The following is a 16885-nucleotide window of genomic DNA, read 5'->3' on the forward strand; positions in this document are numbered from 1 at the left end:
TTCCGGCGCGGGGGTGTGGGCCGCACCGTTCGCACCCTGGCCTGTGAGGGGCGGCGTGGTCAACACGGTTTTGAACTGGGTGGTCCTGCGCGGTCACAGGTCACAGGTCGCGGAGGTCACAGGTCGCGGTCCAGGAGGTGGTCCAGCAGCCGCGACAGGTCCGCGGCGGCCTCGGCGGCCAGGGGTGCCTCGGCGAGCAGCGCCCGGGCGGCGGTGGTGTGCGCACGAGCCTCGGCCAGCGTCGCCGTACGGCCGCCCGCCGCCTCGATCAGCGCGGCGGCCTCCTCGGCCCGCCCCGGCGCGGCGAGCAGTTCGGGGAGCCCGCGGCCCGCCGGGGAGCCGAGCGCGACCAGCACCGGGTACGTCATCTTGCGCTCCCGCAGATCACCGCCCGCCGGCTTGCCGGTGACGGCCGGGTCACCCCAGATCCCCAGCACGTCGTCGACCAGCTGGAAGGCGACGCCGAGCTGCCGTCCGGCCCGGTCCAGCGCGCCGACGGTCGCTTCGGGCGCCCCGCCGAGCAGGGCGCCCAGCGCGGCGGCACAGCCCAGCAGCGCGCCGGTCTTGCCCTCCGCCATCGCCCGGTACTCCCCGGGCGTCACCCGCTCCGCGCCCGTGCACGGCCGGGTGGCGAACACCAGGTCGTCGGCCTGCCCGCGCACCAGGTCGGCGAGGGCCGCCGACAGCAGCCGTACGGCGCGGGCACTGTGCGGCGCGCCGGCGAGGGTCTCGATCGCCAGCGCGAACAGGGCGTCCCCGGCGAGCACCGCGGGGCCGGTGCCGTACGCCTTCCACACGGCGGGGCGGCGGCGCCGGGTCGCGTCGCCGTCCATGATGTCGTCGTGCAGCAGCGAGAAGGCGTGCACCAGCTCCACCGCGACCGCGGCCGGGATGCCCGCCCGTGCGTCGGCGCCCGCCGCCCGCGCACCGAGCACCGCCAGCGCCTGCCGTACGCCCTTGCCGCCGGGCGCCCCGCCGCCGGGCGGGGTGCCCGGCGGATCCTGTCGGCGGCGCGGAGGAGTGGCACGCGCCCCCGCGGAAAGGGCACCCTCATCGTCCTGTGCGGCCCGGCCGGCAGGCACCGGCGCTTCCCGCCGACCCGATCCGGCGGACACCCCCTCGCACCAGCCGAAGGAGTACGCGGCCATCTCGGCCAGCCACGGATGCAGCCGCCCCACCGCCTCCCGCAGCGCCGGACGCACCAAGTCCCGGCAGTGGGCGAGGACTTCGGGAGCGGAAGGCGGAGCCTGTACCGGGGTCATCGTGCGACCTCCGCGCAGAGACCGAACTCCTCCTGGGCCCGGGCGACCATCTCCCGCGCGTGCTTCAGTCCGCTCCGCTCCAACATCCGTGCCAGGTCGGCGAGTTCGGCCGCGGTCTCGGCGCGGTCCCGGCCCAGCTGCGCCAGCGACTTGGCCAGGCCCAGCCGGGCCAGCGCCTCGCCGCGCGGTTCGCTCATCGCGCGGAACTCCTCCAGCGCCAGCTCGTACAGGTCGCGCGCCTCCGTGTAACGCCCGGCCCGGTACAGGACGTTGCCGCGCATCTTGTGGTTGTAGGCGAGGGCGCTGGAGAGGTCCATCGCCCGGCAGTCGGCCTCCGCACGCGACAGCAGCTCCAGCGCACCCTCGGTGTCCTTGTCGCGGACCGAGAGGATGTCGGCGAGTCCGCGCAGCGCCCAGGCGTGCCCCCGCCGGTCCTCCGCCCGCTCGGCTATCTCCGCCGCCTCCTCGAACAGCGCGTACGCCCGGTCGTGGTCGCCGGTGTTGCGGTGCATCTGCGCGATGCCCTCCAGTGCCCACACCGTGTGCCGGGCCTCGCCGCGCCTGCGGGCCTCGGCCAGCAGTTGCTCGTGCAGCCGGCCGACCGCCGCGTAGTCGCCCTGGATCCGGCCGGTCTCCGCGAGACCGGCCAGAGAGTAGCCGCGGACAACGATGTCCCCGCCCCGCTCGCCGAGTTCGGCCGCGAGTCCGAGCAGCCGCCAGGCCAGCGGGAAGGCTCCGCGCTGCCGGGCGAGCGTGCCGCCGCTCCACAGCGCCCATGCCATCGCGGCGGTGTCGCCGGCCGCGCGGGCGGCGCGGTAGCTCGCCTTCCAGGCCCGGTCGGCGTCCCGCACGTGGCCGAGGCGCCGGTGTGCCTCGGCGACCGCGAGCCCGCAGCGGGCCGCCTCGCCGGGGCGCCCGGACCGCTCGGCCTCGCGCAGCTTCTCGGTGCCCTCGGCCAGCACATCGACCAGCGAGGAGTTCACGGACAGGGTGGTCAGGGCGCCCTGGTACTCGGGGGCGAAAGCCTTGCCGTACATGCGTACCTCTCTATACACGATATGTATACACAGCGTGTATAGCGTCTCGGAAATACGCCCCGGCCGAAGCGACCGGGGCGTGTCGGTCTGTTGCTGGTCAAGACGCAGGTACGGCGACGGGGGTTGCCCATGAGGTGTGGATCACGCTGTGAAGGTTCAGTGCTGCTGTGCCTTCTGTGTGGTCAGCTCGCTCGGGCGCACCACCACGAAGCCCTCGCCCTGGAGCATCAGCTGTACGGCCTCGCCGGAACCGCCACGCAGCATCGAGCCGATGGACTGGGAGCGGTGCAGCGAGGTCTGCAGTTGCGCGGTCCAGCCGACCACCGCGTCCGTGTCGACGTACACCGGGGACTGCGCGGAGACCGGTATGACCAGCGGGTTTCCCTCGCAGACCAGGCCGAGCAGACCCTGGCCGCTGAACACGCTGTTGAACAGGCCGCCGCCGGCGATGCCCGACCCCTTCACCGTCTTGATGTCGTACGACAGCGAGGCGTCGAAGCACAGCACGTTGCGGCCGTTGACCGTGAACTGGTCGCCTGGCTCGACCTCGACGATGAAACAGTTCTGCGCCTCGTGCGCGAACCAGGCCTCACCCTGCCCGCGCGCCGCCATGAGGGGCAACCCCTCACCGGTGACCGCACGCTTCAGCATGCCGCCGACGCCCTGCCCCTTGCGCTCGAACTTCAGGCTCCCGCGGTGGGCGACCATCGCTCCCTGGCGGGCGTACATCTCCCCGTCCACCGCGTACTTGATGCACTTGGCGTTCTCGACGGACATGCCCGGCTCCACGGCCGGCTGCACCACGTGTGCACTGGAAAAGAGATCACCCTTCATGCGGGGCATGGTGTCCCGGAAGATGTCATTCCGCCAAGATCACGCAAAGTGCGCGCTCAGCCACCGAACAACTGGGTCCAGTAGGTGCCCGCCCGGCCGCCGCCCGAGAAGCCGACGCCTATGTAGCCGAAGTCCCGCTTGAGGATGTTGGCGCGGTGGCCGGGGCTGTTCATCCAGCCGTCCACGACCTCGGCGGGGGAGCGCTGGCCGCAGGCGATGTTCTCGCCGATCGTGCGTCTGCGGGATCCCGCCGCGGCGGCCCGGTCCCAGGGCTGTGAACCGTCGGGGGAGGTGTGGTCGTAGAAGTCGCGGGCCACCATGTCCGCACAGTGCGCCTGCGCGGCGGCCGTGAGCAGGGGGTCCACCGCCAGCGGGGGCAGGCCGGCCCGGCCGCGCTCGGCGTTGGTGAGCGCGACGACCTCGGCGGCCGTGCGCGACAGCGCGTTGGGGGTGAGCGGGGCGGCCCACAGCGCCGTCCAGTACCGGTCGCCGGCGTCGGCGTGCGCCAGGGCGGCGTGCCGGAAGGCCGGGTCCAGCAGGATGCGCCGGGTTCTCGCCGACTCCAGGCAGTACTCCACGAACTCGGCGGCACTGCGCGGCCCGGAGACGAGGTGCTCCCCAACGGTGATGTACGCGTACCCCGCGGCGCTGATCCGCTGGTGCACCGACACGCCGTCCCGCCCCTCACCACCGAGCCGCCCGGCATCCGCCATGGCCCGCGCATGCGACCGCGCCGCGGAAACAAGGCGCGGATCGAGACCGACGGCCACGGAACCGGCCCGCGCACGGGCCGAGTTGACGAGGCGGAGGAAGTCGTCGCCGGGGAGTTCCGTGCCCCGGCCGGCCGGCGTGTTCGAGCCGATCGCGGTGGGGCGGGCGGACGGGGGGCGTGGTGTGGTGGTGGGGCGGGTGGCTGGGGTGCGTGGCGTGGCCGTGGTGGGGCGGGTGGCTGCGGTGCGTGGCGTGGCCGTGGTGGGGTGCGCGAGGGGATTGCTTGGCGTCGTCATGGTGGGTTGTGCGGCTGGGGCGCTTGGCGTGGCCGTGGTGGGGCGGGAGTTGGGGGCGCCGGGCGTGGTCGCGGCGGGTCGGGTCGACGGGTCCCGTGATGTGGTCGTAGTGGGACGCGCGAATGGGGTGCTCGGCGTGGTCGTGGTGGGGTGCGCGCTGGTTTCGTTTGGCGTCGTCGTGGTGGGTCGGGTGGTTGGCGTGCGTGGCGTGATCGCGGTGGGTCGGGCGAGGGGATCGCTCGGCGTCGTCGTAGTGGGCCGGGAGGTTGGGGTGCTCGGTGTCGTCGTGGTGGGGTGCGCGGAAGAGTCCCGAGGGGTGGTCGCGGCAGGCGGGGTGGATGGGGCCCATGGCGTGGTCGCGGTACGACGTGACGACGGGGCGCGGGGCGTTGTCGCGGTGGGGCGGGCGGTGTGGGCGTGCGGTGCCGAGTGGTCCGGGGTCCCTGCGGTCGCCGCCGCTTGACCGCCGTCGTCCGTGACCTCCACCCCGAAGTCCCGGGCCAGCCCGGCCAGCCCGTCCGCGTACCCCTGACCCACCGCGCGCAGCTTCCAGCCGGTGCCCGGCCGCAGATACAGCTCGGCCAGCAGCAGCACGGTCTCCGGCCCGGGCCGCGGCGGCGTAAACCGGGCCACCGTACGCCCGGAGCCGTCCGTGACCTCCAGCCGGGGAGCGGGCAGCCGCCCGAGCGGCGTACCGGGCTCGGCCGCACTCACCACGACCGTCACCCGGCACGCACCGCCGCGCAACCGGGCCGGGTCGACGGTCAGGACGTCACCGACCAGCCGCACTCCCGGTGCCTGCGGCTGGTTGTAGAAGACGAAGTCGGCATCGGACCCGACTGTGCCGTCCGCTCCGGTGACAAGAGCGGACACGTCGAAGGCACCGGCCACCCGGAGCCGCAGCACACCACCGGGCAGCGGCATATTGCCCCCGGACACCAACTCGCTCATCACAGAGGGGACAACGCCCGGCACCAATGAGAAGGTTCCGCCAGAAAAGACCCCGTGGACCCGCACCCGGCAACGACGACAACCCCCTGCCCTCAGCCGCCCCGCTTGCCACAGAACGCCGATTCCAAGGCCCCCGCCAACGCATCAGAAACCTTCCCGTTGTTGGACGTGTTCGCCACAGCCGCAAAGCTCCGCGAACCGTCTTTAGAGGCGAAGGCATACGTCGAGTACCCCTGCATCACCCCCGTGTGCCCGTACACCGAAACCCCGCACGGCAGATCACGCCGCCGCAGCCCCAGCCCGTAGGCGGTGGTGCCGTCGACCCGCGTGAACCGTTCCATCTCCGCCAGCCGCGCCGACGACAGCAGCTTGCCTCCGAGCAGCGCACGGTAGAAGACGTCGAGGTCCCGCGCGCTGGAGATGATCGCCCCCGCACTCTGCGCCCACGACGCCGTCTGCTCGGTGGCGTCGACCAACGGATCACCCGACTTGTCCGGGGTGAGATACCCGCGCGTGTACCGGCCGGGAATCGCGGTCGAGGGATGGACATAGAACGTGTCCCGCAGCTTGAGCGGCTTGAAGACGCGGTTCTCGTACTCGGTCTTCACGGAGTGCCCCGTGAGCTTCTCGATGAGCATGCCCGCGACCACGAAGTTGGTGTTGGAGTAGGAGTACGCGGCGCCGGGCGCGTGGGTGCGGGGCCTCTTCAGGGCGAGCGCGACGAGCCGGCGGTAGGTGAAGACCTTGTTCCGCACCGCCTCGAAGCCGGACACGCTGTCGGCGAACAGGTCGTCGGCGTAGTCGGGCAAGCCGCTGCGGTGACCGAGCACCTGCCGGACCGTGATGCGGTCGTCCGGCAGCAGCTTGGGCAGGTAGCGGTTGACCGGCGCGTCGAGCGCGAGCCGGTGCTCGTCGGCGAGCTGGAGCAGGACGACGGCCGAGAAGGTCTTGGTGACGCTGCCGATGCGGAACCGGTCGCCGGTGCCGATGGCCCGCCGCGTGCTCCGGTCGGCGACGCCACGCGTCGCCTCGTAGGTCCTTCCACGGTCGTCGATCCGCGCCAGGGCGCCCGGCGCGCCCTGGTCCACCGCGGACCGCAGTGCCGCGGCGAGGCCCGCGGTGTCGGGAGCCGGAAGCGCCGCCGCCGTCGGCGTGTTCGCCGCTGCCGTCGCGGCCCGCGCCGGGGACGCGAGCAGCGCGAGCACGACCGCTCCGAGGACCGCGCTCCGCCCCACCCTTGCTGAGACCATCCGGAACCCACTTTCAGCGATACGAATCCGTACGAGGTTTGATGCGACCTCGGTCACATTCCGGGCCTGGAACCTAGGGGATCGGGTCAACGTCTCCACAGCCGACACACAGTTGGTCAGGTGGTGATCACTCTGTGGCGCCCATTCGTAAAGGATTGCCATAGAAGGCCGCGAAACCGATGATTCCGCCTTTACGTGCACATGACTGATCCGTAAGGGTGACGTCGGGGGCCCGAACAGCCCCTGTGACGCGGAACCGCGTCACGCATCAAGGCGGTTGGTGACCCCTGCTGCCTTCGAACGAAGGAACGCTGATCCTTGCGTAGACCCCACATACGCAGCGTTGCTGTCGCCATCGCGGTGACGACCGCTGCCACGGGCCTGGCCGGTACGGCTTTCGCGGGTCCCTCCGCGAAGGCGGAGCGGTCCTCGGCGTCCGCCGCCACGAACGCCGAGGCGGTGGTTGAGGCGGCGCGCACCGCGGCCTTCGCCCACACCTCGGCCACCGGCGTCTCCCAGGGCGATGAACTGCATGCCCAGGACGTGATGCTCGACCCCGAGGGCGCCCGGCACGTCCGGTTCGTCCGCACGCACGACGGCATGCCCGTGCTCGGCGGCGACCTCATCGTCCACCTCGACCACAAGCTGGCCTACACCGGCGTGACCCGCGCCGCCGGTCACACCGTCGCCCCGGCCACCACCGAGGCCAAGCTGAGTGCGGACCAGGCCGCCGCCAAGGCCGCCCAGGCGGCCAAGGGCGACGCGGGCTCCGCCCAGCTGGTCGTCGACGCGCGGGACGGCTCCTCCGCCCTCGCCTACCAGGTCACCGTGACCGGCCAGGACAGCACCAACACGGTCGTCGTCGACGCCGTCACCGGCAAGGTGCGCAGCAACACGCCCGACAGCGACGAGTTCCTGTCGCCGAAGCTGCTCGAGAGCCTGCGCAAGCACGGCGAGACGGCCGACCCGGCCACCGGCATCGGCTCCGCCTCCCCCGAGGCCGGCCTGCTCGGCTCCGGTGTCTCCGGCGCCACGACGACCTACCCGTCGGCCGCAAAGGGCACCGGCAAGACCCTCTTCGTGGGCAACGTCGGCCTGACCACCACGCAGACCTCGCGCGGCCACTACCAGCTCAAGGACCCGAGCCGGTACGGCACCGAGACGCGTGACGCCAAGGGCTCGACCACCGAGAAGTTCGGCTCGGGCGCGAAGTTCACCAACACGACCGACGTGTGGGGCAACGGCGCGACCAGCAACCGGGCCAGCGCCGCGGCCGACGCCCAGTACGGCATCACCAAGACCCTGGACTTCTACAAGGCCACCTTCGGGCGCAAGGGCATAGCCAACAACAGCAAGGCCGCCCAGGGCATGGTCCACTGGGGCAACAAGGTCGCCAACGCCTTCTGGGACCCGACCTGCAACTGCATGCTGTACGGCGACGGCGACGGCCAGATGTTCAAGAAGCCGCTCGTCGTGCTCGACGTCACCGGCCACGAGCTGACGCACGGCGTGGTGGACGCGACCGCGAAGCTGGAGCCGACCCGCGTCGACTCCGAGGGCAACCAGTACGGTGAGCCCGGCGCGCTGAACGAGTCGCTCGCGGACATCTTCGGCTCCAACGTCGAGTTCTACGCCAACAACGCCAAGGACACGCCGGATTACCTCATCGGCGAGAAGCTGGGCCTGGCGCAGAAGTTCCTGCGCCGCCTCGACCACCCGTCGCTCGACAAGCTCGAGGGCACGATCGACTACTGGTCGCCGGCCGCGTACGACACCGAGGTGCACGCCGGTTCCGGGGTCTCCTCGCACGCGTACTACCTGCTCGCCGAGGGCAGCGGCAAGAAGACGATCAACGGGGTCAACTACGACTCGCCGACCTACAACCACTCCACGGTCAAGGGCATCGGCCGGGCCAAGGCCACCGCGATCTTCTACCGTGCGCTCACCCGCTACATGGTCTCCACCACCGACTTCCACAACGCGCGCATCGCGACGCTGAAGGCGGCCAAGGACCTGTACGGCGCGAACAGCACCGAGTACAAGACGGTGGACCAGGCGTGGGCCGCGGTCAACGTCACCGTCGCCAACACCCCGGCCGCCCGTCACTGACGAAGCCGCCGGACCACCGGATGCCCCGCCCCGCGCGGGGCATCCGCATGTCCGAGACAAGTGGGTCCCATTGGTGCGGGTGCCGTCCGGCAACTACCGTACGGCGGCGGCCCGTCCGGGCCGGGACGCCGACCGCGCCGCGACCGTCGGTGCCCTGCGCGAGCGGCCGTACCCGCCCGTGGCCGGCCTCGGTACCAGCCTGCTGGAGGAGTGGATGTCTCCGGACGATCTCGGCGCGACCGCCCACCACCACCTCTCCCCGCTCGGCGGCCTCTTCCCCGGCGACCGCACCCGTCCCGACGCCGCCGCCCCCGCCGACATCGCCACCCGCACCACCGCCCTGCCCGCTGCCCGCGGCATGGACGGCTTGGGCAGGGCCGGCGCCCGGCATCCCCAGCGCCGGGCCCGGCCGGAGAACGCCCGCCAGGGGACACCCATCGAGGTGCGCGTCCTCGGCGGTGGAGGGACCATGACCTGCGTGGGACACGCAGGCAGGTCCCGGACGGTCCGCAGGCGAGGCGGCGGGTCCGTCACGCTCCGGGACGTCGCGCGGTGAACGGCCGGCTCGGACGCGTCGCCCGCGTCACCGCCGCCCTGCTCACGGCCGCCGCCTGCCAGTCCGCCCCCGCCGGCGCGCCCGCTCACGCACCCGCCCGCCCGGCCGGCCCGCTGCGGGCCTCCGCCACCCGCGCCTTCGGAGTCGTCACCTGGGCGGCGAGCGCCGACCGCATGGGCGAGGGCACGGCCGGGCAGGGCTACCGGCTCATCGTCCACACCAGCGTCGGCGGCACCGGCCTGCGCGTCCGCGTCACCAACGCCTTCGGCGACCGCCCCCTGACCCTGGACGACGTCCGCGCCGGCCTGCGCGGCGAGGGCGCCGCACTGCGTCCCGGCAGCAACCGGCGGCTGACGTTCGGCGGCGCACGAGCGGTCACCGTGCCCGCGGGCGCCGTCGCCTGGAGCGACCCGCTGCCCGGCACCTGGCCGGCCGGCACCGACCTGGCGGTCAGCCTGCACACCCCGGACGCGGCCGGCCCGGCGACCGGCCACCGGTTGGCCCTGCAGACGTCGTACACCGGCCAGGGCGACCACACCGCCGAGGAGAGCGGCCGCGGCTGGGGACGGACGACCGGCCACTGGTGGTACCTCGACGCCGTGTCCGTACGGCCGTCCCGCGCGGGCACCGGGGCCGTGGCCGTGCTAGGCGACTCCCTCACCGACGGCCGGCACTCCACCAGCGACCGGAACCGCCGCTGGCCGGACTACCTCGCCCGGCGCCTGGACACCGCCCGTACCGCCATCAAGGGCGTCGCCGACGAAGGCATCTCGGGCAACAAGGTGCTCGCGGACGGCGCCGGGCAGAGCGCCCTGAACCGGCTGGACCGGGACGTGCTGTCCCTGCCCGGCGTGCGTACCGTCTTCCTCTTCGAGGGGGTGAACGACCTCAAGTCCCACACCGGCGTCACCGCGAAGGAACTGATCGCGGGGTACCGGGAGATCGTCGAGCGGGCGCACGCGGCGCGGAAGTGCGTGGTGGCCGCCACCATCGGCCCGTTCCAGGGCTGGCCCGAATGGGACCCGCCCGCCGACGCCGTACGCCGGCAAGTCAACCGATCCATCCGCACCGGCGGCGGGTTCGACGCGGTCACCGACTTCGACCGCGCCCTGCGCAGCCCGCACGACGCGGCGCGGCTGCTGCCGTTCCTCGACGGCGGGGACCACCTGCACCCCGACGACACGGGCATGCGGGCGTTGGCCGGCGCCGTCGACCTCGGCAGCCTGGACTGCGCCCGCTGACCGGGGTGGCGGCCGGGGTCACCCGGACCCGGTGGGCTCCGGCGTGATCAGCCCCTGGCGGTAGGCGATCGCCACCGCCTCCGTACGGCTCGCGGCGCCCAGCTTGGCCAGGATGTTGGACACGTGCACGCTCGCCGTCTTGCCGCTGATGAACAGCTCCTCGCCGATCTGCCGGTTGCTGCGGCCCCGCGCGAGGAGCCCCAGCACGTCCTGCTCCCGCGCGGTCAGCGGCGCGGCGCCGGCCCCGCCGGCCGCGCCGGCGGCGGAGGCAGTGGTCGGACGGGCGCCTCGGGTCAGCGCGTCGATCCGCTCCAGCAGCGGCGCCGCACCCAGTGCGGCCGCCGTCTCCCTCGCCGTACCCGCCTCCTGCGCCGCCTGCGCACGGCGCTCGACCGCCAGCAGCGCCTCGGCGTACCGCACCCGGCAGCGGGCCTGTTCGTACGCGTCGCCGTAGGAGAACGCGGCGACCGCCTTCTCCCAGGCCGCCGGGTCCGGTCCGGACACGGCCGTCGCCCACTCCGCCTCGGCACGCGCCAGCCAGGCCTGGCCCTCCGGGCCCTGCGGACGGCCCTCCTCGTCCCGCGCGGCCGAGGCTCGCGCCTGCTCCACCAGCTCGGTGGCGGTCTCCGCCCAGCGGCGCAGCGCGGCGGCGTCCCCGGCCCGCCGCAGTCGTACGGTCCGGTCGGCGACCGCGGCGAGACAGAGCGCGGCGAGCCGGACGGCGACATCGGGCCGCCGCCCCGAGTCGTCGCCCAGCGCGGTGAGCGCCGCCCGCATCCGCTCCACGGCCGTCTCCGGGTCGCCGCGCAGCGCGGCGGCATCGGTGAGGACGATCCCGGCCACCAGCGTGCCCATCCAGGTGAACGGGCCCTCCAGCAGGGCCTCCGCCCGCTCGGCCGCCCCGAGATCGCCCCGCGCCACCGCCACGTACAGCGCGGGGCCCGCCACGAAGGCGCCCATGGCGGGCAGGACGGGCGCGGCCTCGGCCGCCGCGCGCAGGCACTCGTCCCACCGGCCGAGCGTGTACAGCGCCAGCAGCTGGAGATACCGCATCTCCAGCGGATACGGCGAGGACAGCAGCCCGGTCCGGCGGGCCCGCTCCAGCGCCTCGGCGAGCAAGGGCAGACACGCCTGAAGATCGCCGGCTTCCAGGCGGCTGATGGCCTGGTTGAACAGCGCGCGCATCTCCACCGGACCGTGCCCGGCGGACCGCGCCAGCTCCCGCGCCCGCCGCAGCCGCTCCTGGCCCTGCGCGGAGCGCCGGCCGTCTCCTTCGAGATTGGCCAGGGAGATCAGCAGATCGGCCTGGGCGTCGGCCATGCCCAGCTCCTCGGCGACGCGCAGCGCGCGGTGGGCGATGCTCAGGGCCGTCTCGTCCGCGCCGAGATGACGGGCCGCCATGACATGGGTGGCCGCCGCCCACACCCAGGTCCGTGACGGCGGCTCGGCGGGGATGAGCGCCAGCGCCTCGCTGCTGTACCGGAAGGCGGCCTGCAGCCGGTCCACGCTGAGCAGATTGCCGGCCAGGGTGTAGCGGATCCGGGCGGCGAGCGCGGAGTCGGCGTCCTCGCCGACCTCGGCGAGCGCGGCCCGGGTGAGGGAGACCGCCCGATGGGCGTCCCCGGCCTGCGCGGCCGCGGCGGAGGCCCGCAGGGTCAGCGTGACGGGGGCGATCCCGTCGGCGCACGGCCGCGCCTCGGCGGGTACCGACGACCACAGGTCCAGTGCCGTCTCCAGATGCCGCAGCTCCTCGGCCGGCGCACCCAGCCGCCGGGCGTGGTCGGCCGCCTCCAGACAGGCGGCGAGCGCCCCCGGCAGATCGTGGCTCTCCCGGCTGTGGTGGGCGCGCTCGGCGGCGGTCTCCGGGGCGCGGCCGCGGGCGGCGAGCAGCCGGGCGTACGCGCCGTGCAGCCGGGAACGCTCGCCCGGCAGCAGGTCGGCGTATACCGCCTCGCGGGTGAGGGCATGCCGGAAGGCGTAGGTGTCGCCGTCCCCGGGGACGAGCAGCTGCCGTCCGACGGCCTCGCGCAGCGCCGTCTCCAGCTCCTCCTCGGGGAGCCCGGCCGCCTCGCTCAGCAGGTCGTGCTCCACCCGGCGCCCGGCCACGGCGGCGGTCCGCAGCACCTGCTGGGCGGGCTCCGGCAGCTGCTCGACCCGGATGAGCAGCAGGTCCGCGAGCCCGCTGGGCATGCCGCCCGCGTCCGCGCCGGCCGCCGCGAACAGCTCCTGCGCATAGAACGCGTTGCCCTCCGCACGAGCCACGATGCCCCGTACGACCGTCTCGGGCAGCGGGCGGTCCTCCAGGGCCCGCACCAGCCGGGCGACCTCGGGATCCGGCAGCGGCCGCAGCTCCAGCCGCTCCACGGCCGGCAACCGGACCAGTTCGGCGAGCAGGGGCCGCAGGGGGTGACGGCGGTGCAGATCGTCCGCCCGGTAGGAGGCGAGCACCGCCAGGCGCCGGTCGGGGGCGCCACCGCCCGGCCGGTGCAGCACGCCCCGGCTGAACAGGAAGCGCAACAGGTCCCGGGAGGACTGGTCCGCCCAGTGCAGATCCTCCAGGACCAGCAGCAGCGGTGCCACGGCGGCCAGTTCGGCCAGCAGCCCGGCGACGTCCTCGAACAGCCGCAGCCGCCCGTCCGGGCCGCCCGCCGGCTCCGCGCCCGAGCCCAGCAGCCGGTCCACCACCGGATGCGCGGCGAGCACGGACGAGAAGCGCTCGTCGGCGGCGAGCACGCCGAGGACCTCGGTGAACGGCAGATACGGCAGACCCACATCGCCGAGGTCCACACAGTGCCCGGTGACCACGGTCGTCCCCGCCCGCGCAGCCCGCCCCGCCACCTCGTCCAGCAGCCGTGTCTTTCCGACCCCCGCGTCCCCGGCGACCAGCACGGCCCGCGCCGCACCACCCCGGGCACGCTCCAGCACACCCATGAGCCGGGCGAGTTCCTCGTCCCGGCCGATCAACGGCGGCGTGCGAAAGGCGATCTGCGGCACGCACCCATCCTGACACGCAGGACTGACAGCAGTGCCGCGAAGGGGCGCGGGGCCGTGTCGATGTGCGGCTCCCCGCGCGGGCGACCAGACACGACGCACCGGCAGCCGCCGTGGCCGGAACAGCCACCCGAGTCAGTGGGCGCTCAACCCCGCAACGTCTCCGCCCAGTTGGCCGGCACCCGCCCGGCGGGGCCCGGCACCGGCTGGTCCTCCGGATGGCTGGCCGGCGGCGCGAGGCCGGGACCGGAGGCGTACAATTCGTCCGTCGCGTAGTTCCAGAACCACTCCTCACCCGGCTCGAAGCTCTGGATCACCGGATGCCCCGTAGCCTGGTAGTGCGCCGTGGCATGCTTGGCGGGAGAGTCGTCGCAGCACCCGATGTGCCCGCACTGTGCGCACCGGCGCAGATGGAACCACCAGCCGCCGGCCTCCTCGCACTCCACGCATCCGGTGCCGCTGGGCGGAACGTTCACGTCGAACCCCTCGACGCTCTTCATACGGTTTCCTCCGCTTGCTCTTCGGGCGACCCGGACAGCTCCGGGTCGGCGGTCAGCGGCAGCAGCACCTGGAAGCGGGTGTCGCCGGGCACCGACTCCACGCGCAGCGCGCCGTGGTGTTTGTTGACGACGATCCGCCAGGAGATGTCCAGACCGAGCCCGGTGCCCTCGCCGACCGGTTTGGTGGTGAAGAACGGGTCGAAGATCCGGTCCTTGATCTCGGGCGGGACGCCGGGGCCGGTGTCCCGGAACTCCACCAGCAGCCGTTCGTGGTCGAGCCCGGTCCGCACGGTCAACGTACCCGTGCCGCCCGCGCCGTTGATGGCGGACACGGCGTTGTCGATCAGATTCGTCCACACCTGGTTCAGCTCCGCCGGATACGCGGGCACCGGCGGGAGCGTGCGGTCGTACTCCTTCACGACCTCGATTCCGGCGCCGATCTTGCCGGACAGCATCAGCAGCGTGCTGTCGAGGAGTTCGTGCACGTCCACCACCCGGTAGGGCGCCCGGTCCAGCTGGGAGTACTGCTTGGCGGCGTCGACGAGATGCGAGATACGGGTGGTGGAGTCCTCGATCTCGTTCATCAACAGCTCGGTCTCGATGGTGTAGTTGAGCCAGCCGACGGCACCGGCCAGGATCTCCTCGTCCACGGCCGCCGCGACCTGCTCCAGCCAGTCGACGTCCAGTCCGGCCTGCACGAAGGTCGGCGCCACCTGCCAGGCCTGGCCGATGTCGTGGTCCTCCAGCCAGTCGGTGAGCAGGTCCTCCCGGTCGGTGGTCTCCAGCGGACTGAGCACCGGGGCCTTGGCGACCCGTTCGGCGGTGCGCTCCTGGATCTCGATCAGGTTCGCCAACGCATCCCGCGAGAAGGGGCCTTCGGCGATCACGGCGAGCTTGTGCCGCATCTTGGCGATCCGTTCGCGCAGCGTGGCGGTGGCCCGTACGGCCGCCGCCGCGGGGTTGTTCAGCTCGTGCGTGAGCCCCGCCGACAGCGAGCCGAGCGCCAGCAGCCGCTCCCGCTGCCCGATCGTCGCCTGGGCGTTCTTCGCCCCGAAGAACAGGCCCTCCAGCAGGTGCACGGCCATCGGGAACCACTCGGTCATGACGTCCGCGAAGATGTCCGCCGGCAGTACGAAGAACCGCGTCGGCTCCGTCACCCGCATCGAGTTGTTGTAGACCTGCGGTACCCGGTCGCCGAGGTAGGCCTGCATGGCGCCCGCGTACACCCCGCGCTGGGAGGCGCGGGTGACCTCCACGTCGTCACCGCCCACCTGGCGGGAGAGCACGACCGTGCCCTCGATCATCACGAAGAAGCAGGTGGCGGGGTCGCCCTCGGTGTACACCGGGCCGGGGTCGAACAGCTCCACCCGCCCCTCGCTGCACAACCGGCCCAGCTGCTCGGGGCTCAGCTTCTCGAAGAGGAACAGCGAGCCGATCTCCTTGGGACTGCACGGCATGATCCGACCGCTCATGACTGCTCCAGATACCGGTGGACGAGCATCACGGCCATGGCTCCCTCTCCGACGGCGGACGCGACCCGCTTGGCGGACTCGGCACGGGCGTCACCCGCCACGAACACGCCGGGCACGCTGGTCTCCAGGTGGTACGGCGGCCGGTCCAGCTCCCAGCCGGCCGGCGGCCGCCCGTCGGCGGTCAGATCGGGCCCGGCCAGGATGAACCCGCGCTCGTCCCGCAGCACCGCGTCGCCCAGCCAGTCGGTCAGCGGGGCGGCGCCGATGAACACGAACATCCAGTGCGCGTCGATCCGTTCGCTCTCCCCGGTCACTGTGTGACGCAGGGTCAGCTGCTCCAGGTGGTCCGAGCCGTGCGCCGCGGTCACCACCGTGTGCGCTCGCACCGAGATGTTCGGTGCCTCGTTGATCTGCTGGATCAGGTAGTGCGACATCGAGGCCGACAGGTCGGGGCCGCGCACCAGCAGCGTCACCGATTTCGCGCCCCGGGACAGGTACATCGCCGCCTGCCCCGCCGAGTTGGCGCCGCCGACGATGTAGATGTCCTGCCCCTGGCAGGCGGCGGCCTCGGTCAGCGCCGAGCCGTAGAACACCCCGCAGCCGGTCAGGTCGACGCAGCCGGCGGCCTCCAGCTGCCGGTACTGCACGCCGGTCGCCAGGATCACGCTGTGCGCGGCGATCGCCGAGCCGTCCGCGAACCGTACGACCCGGGCGGCGCCGTTGACCTCGAGTCCCGTCACCTCCCGGGCGGTCAGGATCTCGGCGCCGAACTTGGCGGCCTGCCGGCGCGCCCGGTCGGTGAGCTGGGCGCCGGAGACCCCGTCGGGGAAACCGAGGTAGTTCTCGATCCGGGAGCTCTGCCCGGCCTGCCCGCCGGTCGCCGAGCGCTCCACCAGCACGGTCCTGAGCCCCTCGGAGGCCCCGTACACGGCCGCGCCGAGCCCGGCTGGTCCGCCGCCGATCACGATGAGGTCGTAGAAGTCGGCCGTCGGCGTCGTCGCCAGGCCCACCCGCGACGCCAGCTCGGGCGCCTCCGGTTCGACCAGCGTGCCGCCGTCCGGCGTGATCACCAGCGGCAGCCGCCGCCCGTCCTGCCCGGCGGCCGCCAGCAGCCGCTGCCCCTCGGGCTCCTCCACCGAGTACCAGCGGTACGGCACCTGGTTGCGGGCGAGGAACTCGCGCACGTCCGAGGACCGCGCCGACCAGCGGTGCCCGACGACCTTGGTGCTGGGCACGGGCCGGTAGGCGCTGGTGCGCCAGGCGTCCAGCAGGTCGTCCAGGACCGGGTAGAGCTTCTCCTCCGGCGGGTCCCAGGGCTTGAGCAGATAGTGGTCCAGATCGACCACGTTGATCGCGTCGATGGCGGCGTTGGTGTCCGCGTACGCGGTGAGCAGCACCCGCCGCGCCCCGGGATAGACGTCCAGCGCGTGCTCCAGGAACTCGATGCCGTTCATCTGCGGCATGCGGTAGTCGGCCAGGATCACCGCGACCAGGTCACCGCGCAGCTTCAGCTCGCGCAGCGCCTGAAGCGCGGACTCGCCGGACTCCGCGCGCACGATCCGGTACGACTCGCCGTAGCGCCGCCGCAGATCGCGGGCGACGGCACGGGAGACCCCCGGGTCGTCGTCCACGGTCAGAATTACACCTACGGTGGATTGGGCAGGAGACATAGCGC

At 73.1% G+C, this 16885-nt stretch carries 11 protein-coding genes and 2 pseudogenes; 3 read left to right on the plus strand and 10 right to left on the minus strand.

Going from position 1 to position 16885, the window contains the following annotated elements; translation table 11 throughout:
* Window positions 1–116 precede the first annotated feature (116 nt).
* The 6 genes and pseudogenes from BFF78_RS39185 to BFF78_RS39205 all read right to left on the minus strand — a co-directional run bounded on the left by BFF78_RS39185 (window position 117) and on the right by BFF78_RS39205 (window position 6341).
* Complete coding sequence (locus BFF78_RS39185) at window positions 117–1262, minus strand: polyprenyl synthetase family protein (protein WP_069782796.1); 1146 nt, start codon at window positions 1260–1262, stop codon at window positions 117–119.
* On the minus strand, window positions 1259–2299 hold the full coding sequence (locus BFF78_RS39190; protein WP_069782797.1) for a tetratricopeptide repeat protein: 1041 nt from the start codon (window positions 2297–2299) through the stop codon (window positions 1259–1261). The genes BFF78_RS39185 and BFF78_RS39190 overlap by 4 nt, the downstream gene beginning before the upstream one ends.
* A gap of 156 nt (window positions 2300–2455) precedes the next feature.
* Window positions 2456–3133, minus strand: a complete 678-nt coding sequence (locus BFF78_RS39195) for an AIM24 family protein (protein ID WP_069782798.1) — start codon at window positions 3131–3133, stop codon at window positions 2456–2458.
* 56 nt (window positions 3134–3189) lie between these two features.
* Window positions 3190–3945 (minus strand): annotated as a pseudogene (locus BFF78_RS50330) (CAP domain-containing protein); the annotation flags it as partial.
* A gap of 656 nt (window positions 3946–4601) precedes the next feature.
* Window positions 4602–5091 (minus strand): annotated as a pseudogene (locus BFF78_RS50335) (TerD family protein); the annotation flags it as partial.
* A 92-nt stretch (window positions 5092–5183) separates the two neighbouring features.
* On the minus strand, window positions 5184–6341 hold the full coding sequence (locus BFF78_RS39205) for a serine hydrolase domain-containing protein (RefSeq protein WP_069782799.1): 1158 nt from the start codon (window positions 6339–6341) through the stop codon (window positions 5184–5186).
* Between the two features lie 318 nt (window positions 6342–6659).
* On the opposite strand from BFF78_RS39205, the gene BFF78_RS39210 reads away from it, so the two are divergent.
* From BFF78_RS39210 to BFF78_RS39220, 3 genes are all read left to right on the plus strand, one after another.
* Window positions 6660–8450 (plus strand): M4 family metallopeptidase, encoded by a 1791-nt coding sequence (locus BFF78_RS39210; RefSeq protein ID WP_069782800.1) that lies wholly within the window; start codon window positions 6660–6662, stop codon window positions 8448–8450.
* A gap of 79 nt (window positions 8451–8529) precedes the next feature.
* Entirely contained in the window at window positions 8530–9006 is a 477-nt protein-coding gene (locus tag BFF78_RS39215; protein WP_069782801.1) for a glycosyl hydrolase family 95 catalytic domain-containing protein, read from the plus strand.
* On the plus strand, window positions 9003–10247 hold the full coding sequence (locus BFF78_RS39220) for an SGNH/GDSL hydrolase family protein (RefSeq protein ID WP_069782802.1): 1245 nt from the start codon (window positions 9003–9005) through the stop codon (window positions 10245–10247). The genes BFF78_RS39215 and BFF78_RS39220 overlap by 4 nt, the downstream gene beginning before the upstream one ends.
* A gap of 18 nt (window positions 10248–10265) precedes the next feature.
* On the opposite strand, the gene BFF78_RS39225 is transcribed toward BFF78_RS39220, so the two are convergent.
* From BFF78_RS39225 to BFF78_RS39240, 4 genes are all read right to left on the minus strand, one after another.
* Window positions 10266–13241 carry a helix-turn-helix transcriptional regulator gene (locus tag BFF78_RS39225; protein WP_069782803.1) on the minus strand — a complete coding sequence of 992 codons (2976 nt, stop codon included), beginning with the start codon at window positions 13239–13241 and terminating at the stop codon, window positions 10266–10268.
* Between the two features lie 143 nt (window positions 13242–13384).
* The gene (locus BFF78_RS39230; protein ID WP_069782804.1) at window positions 13385–13738 is read right to left on the minus strand and encodes a UBP-type zinc finger domain-containing protein; all 354 of its coding nucleotides are present in this window, start codon (window positions 13736–13738) and stop codon (window positions 13385–13387) included.
* On the minus strand, window positions 13735–15210 hold the full coding sequence (locus tag BFF78_RS39235) for an ATP-binding protein (RefSeq protein ID WP_069782805.1): 1476 nt from the start codon (window positions 15208–15210) through the stop codon (window positions 13735–13737). Before BFF78_RS39235 ends, BFF78_RS39230 begins: the two co-directional genes overlap by 4 nt.
* Window positions 15207–16880, minus strand: coding sequence for an NAD(P)/FAD-dependent oxidoreductase (locus BFF78_RS39240; protein WP_069782806.1), 1674 nt, complete (start codon window positions 16878–16880; stop codon window positions 15207–15209). The genes BFF78_RS39235 and BFF78_RS39240 overlap by 4 nt, the downstream gene beginning before the upstream one ends.
* Window positions 16881–16885: the final 5 nt, after the last annotated feature.

Origin of the sequence: Streptomyces fodineus (assembly GCF_001735805.1) — a bacterium.
Taxonomy (GTDB): Bacteria; Actinomycetota; Actinomycetes; order Streptomycetales; family Streptomycetaceae; genus Streptomyces; species Streptomyces fodineus.

What these genes read in the sequence shown, in the direction of transcription:
- BFF78_RS39185 (WP_069782796.1), bottom strand. Translation starts at nt 1,262, where the DNA reads ATGACCCCGGTACAGGCTCCGCCTTCCGCTCCCGAAGTCCTCGCCCAC.
- BFF78_RS39190 (WP_069782797.1), bottom strand. Translation starts at nt 2,299, where the DNA reads ATGTACGGCAAGGCTTTCGCCCCCGAGTACCAGGGCGCCCTGACCACC.
- BFF78_RS39195 (WP_069782798.1), bottom strand. Translation starts at nt 3,133, where the DNA reads ATGAAGGGTGATCTCTTTTCCAGTGCACACGTGGTGCAGCCGGCCGTG.
- BFF78_RS39205 (WP_069782799.1), bottom strand. Translation starts at nt 6,341, where the DNA reads ATGGTCTCAGCAAGGGTGGGGCGGAGCGCGGTCCTCGGAGCGGTCGTG.
- BFF78_RS39230 (WP_069782804.1), bottom strand. Translation starts at nt 13,738, where the DNA reads ATGAAGAGCGTCGAGGGGTTCGACGTGAACGTTCCGCCCAGCGGCACC.
- BFF78_RS39235 (WP_069782805.1), bottom strand. Translation starts at nt 15,210, where the DNA reads ATGAGCGGTCGGATCATGCCGTGCAGTCCCAAGGAGATCGGCTCGCTG.
- BFF78_RS39240 (WP_069782806.1), bottom strand. Translation starts at nt 16,880, where the DNA reads ATGTCTCCTGCCCAATCCACCGTAGGTGTAATTCTGACCGTGGACGAC.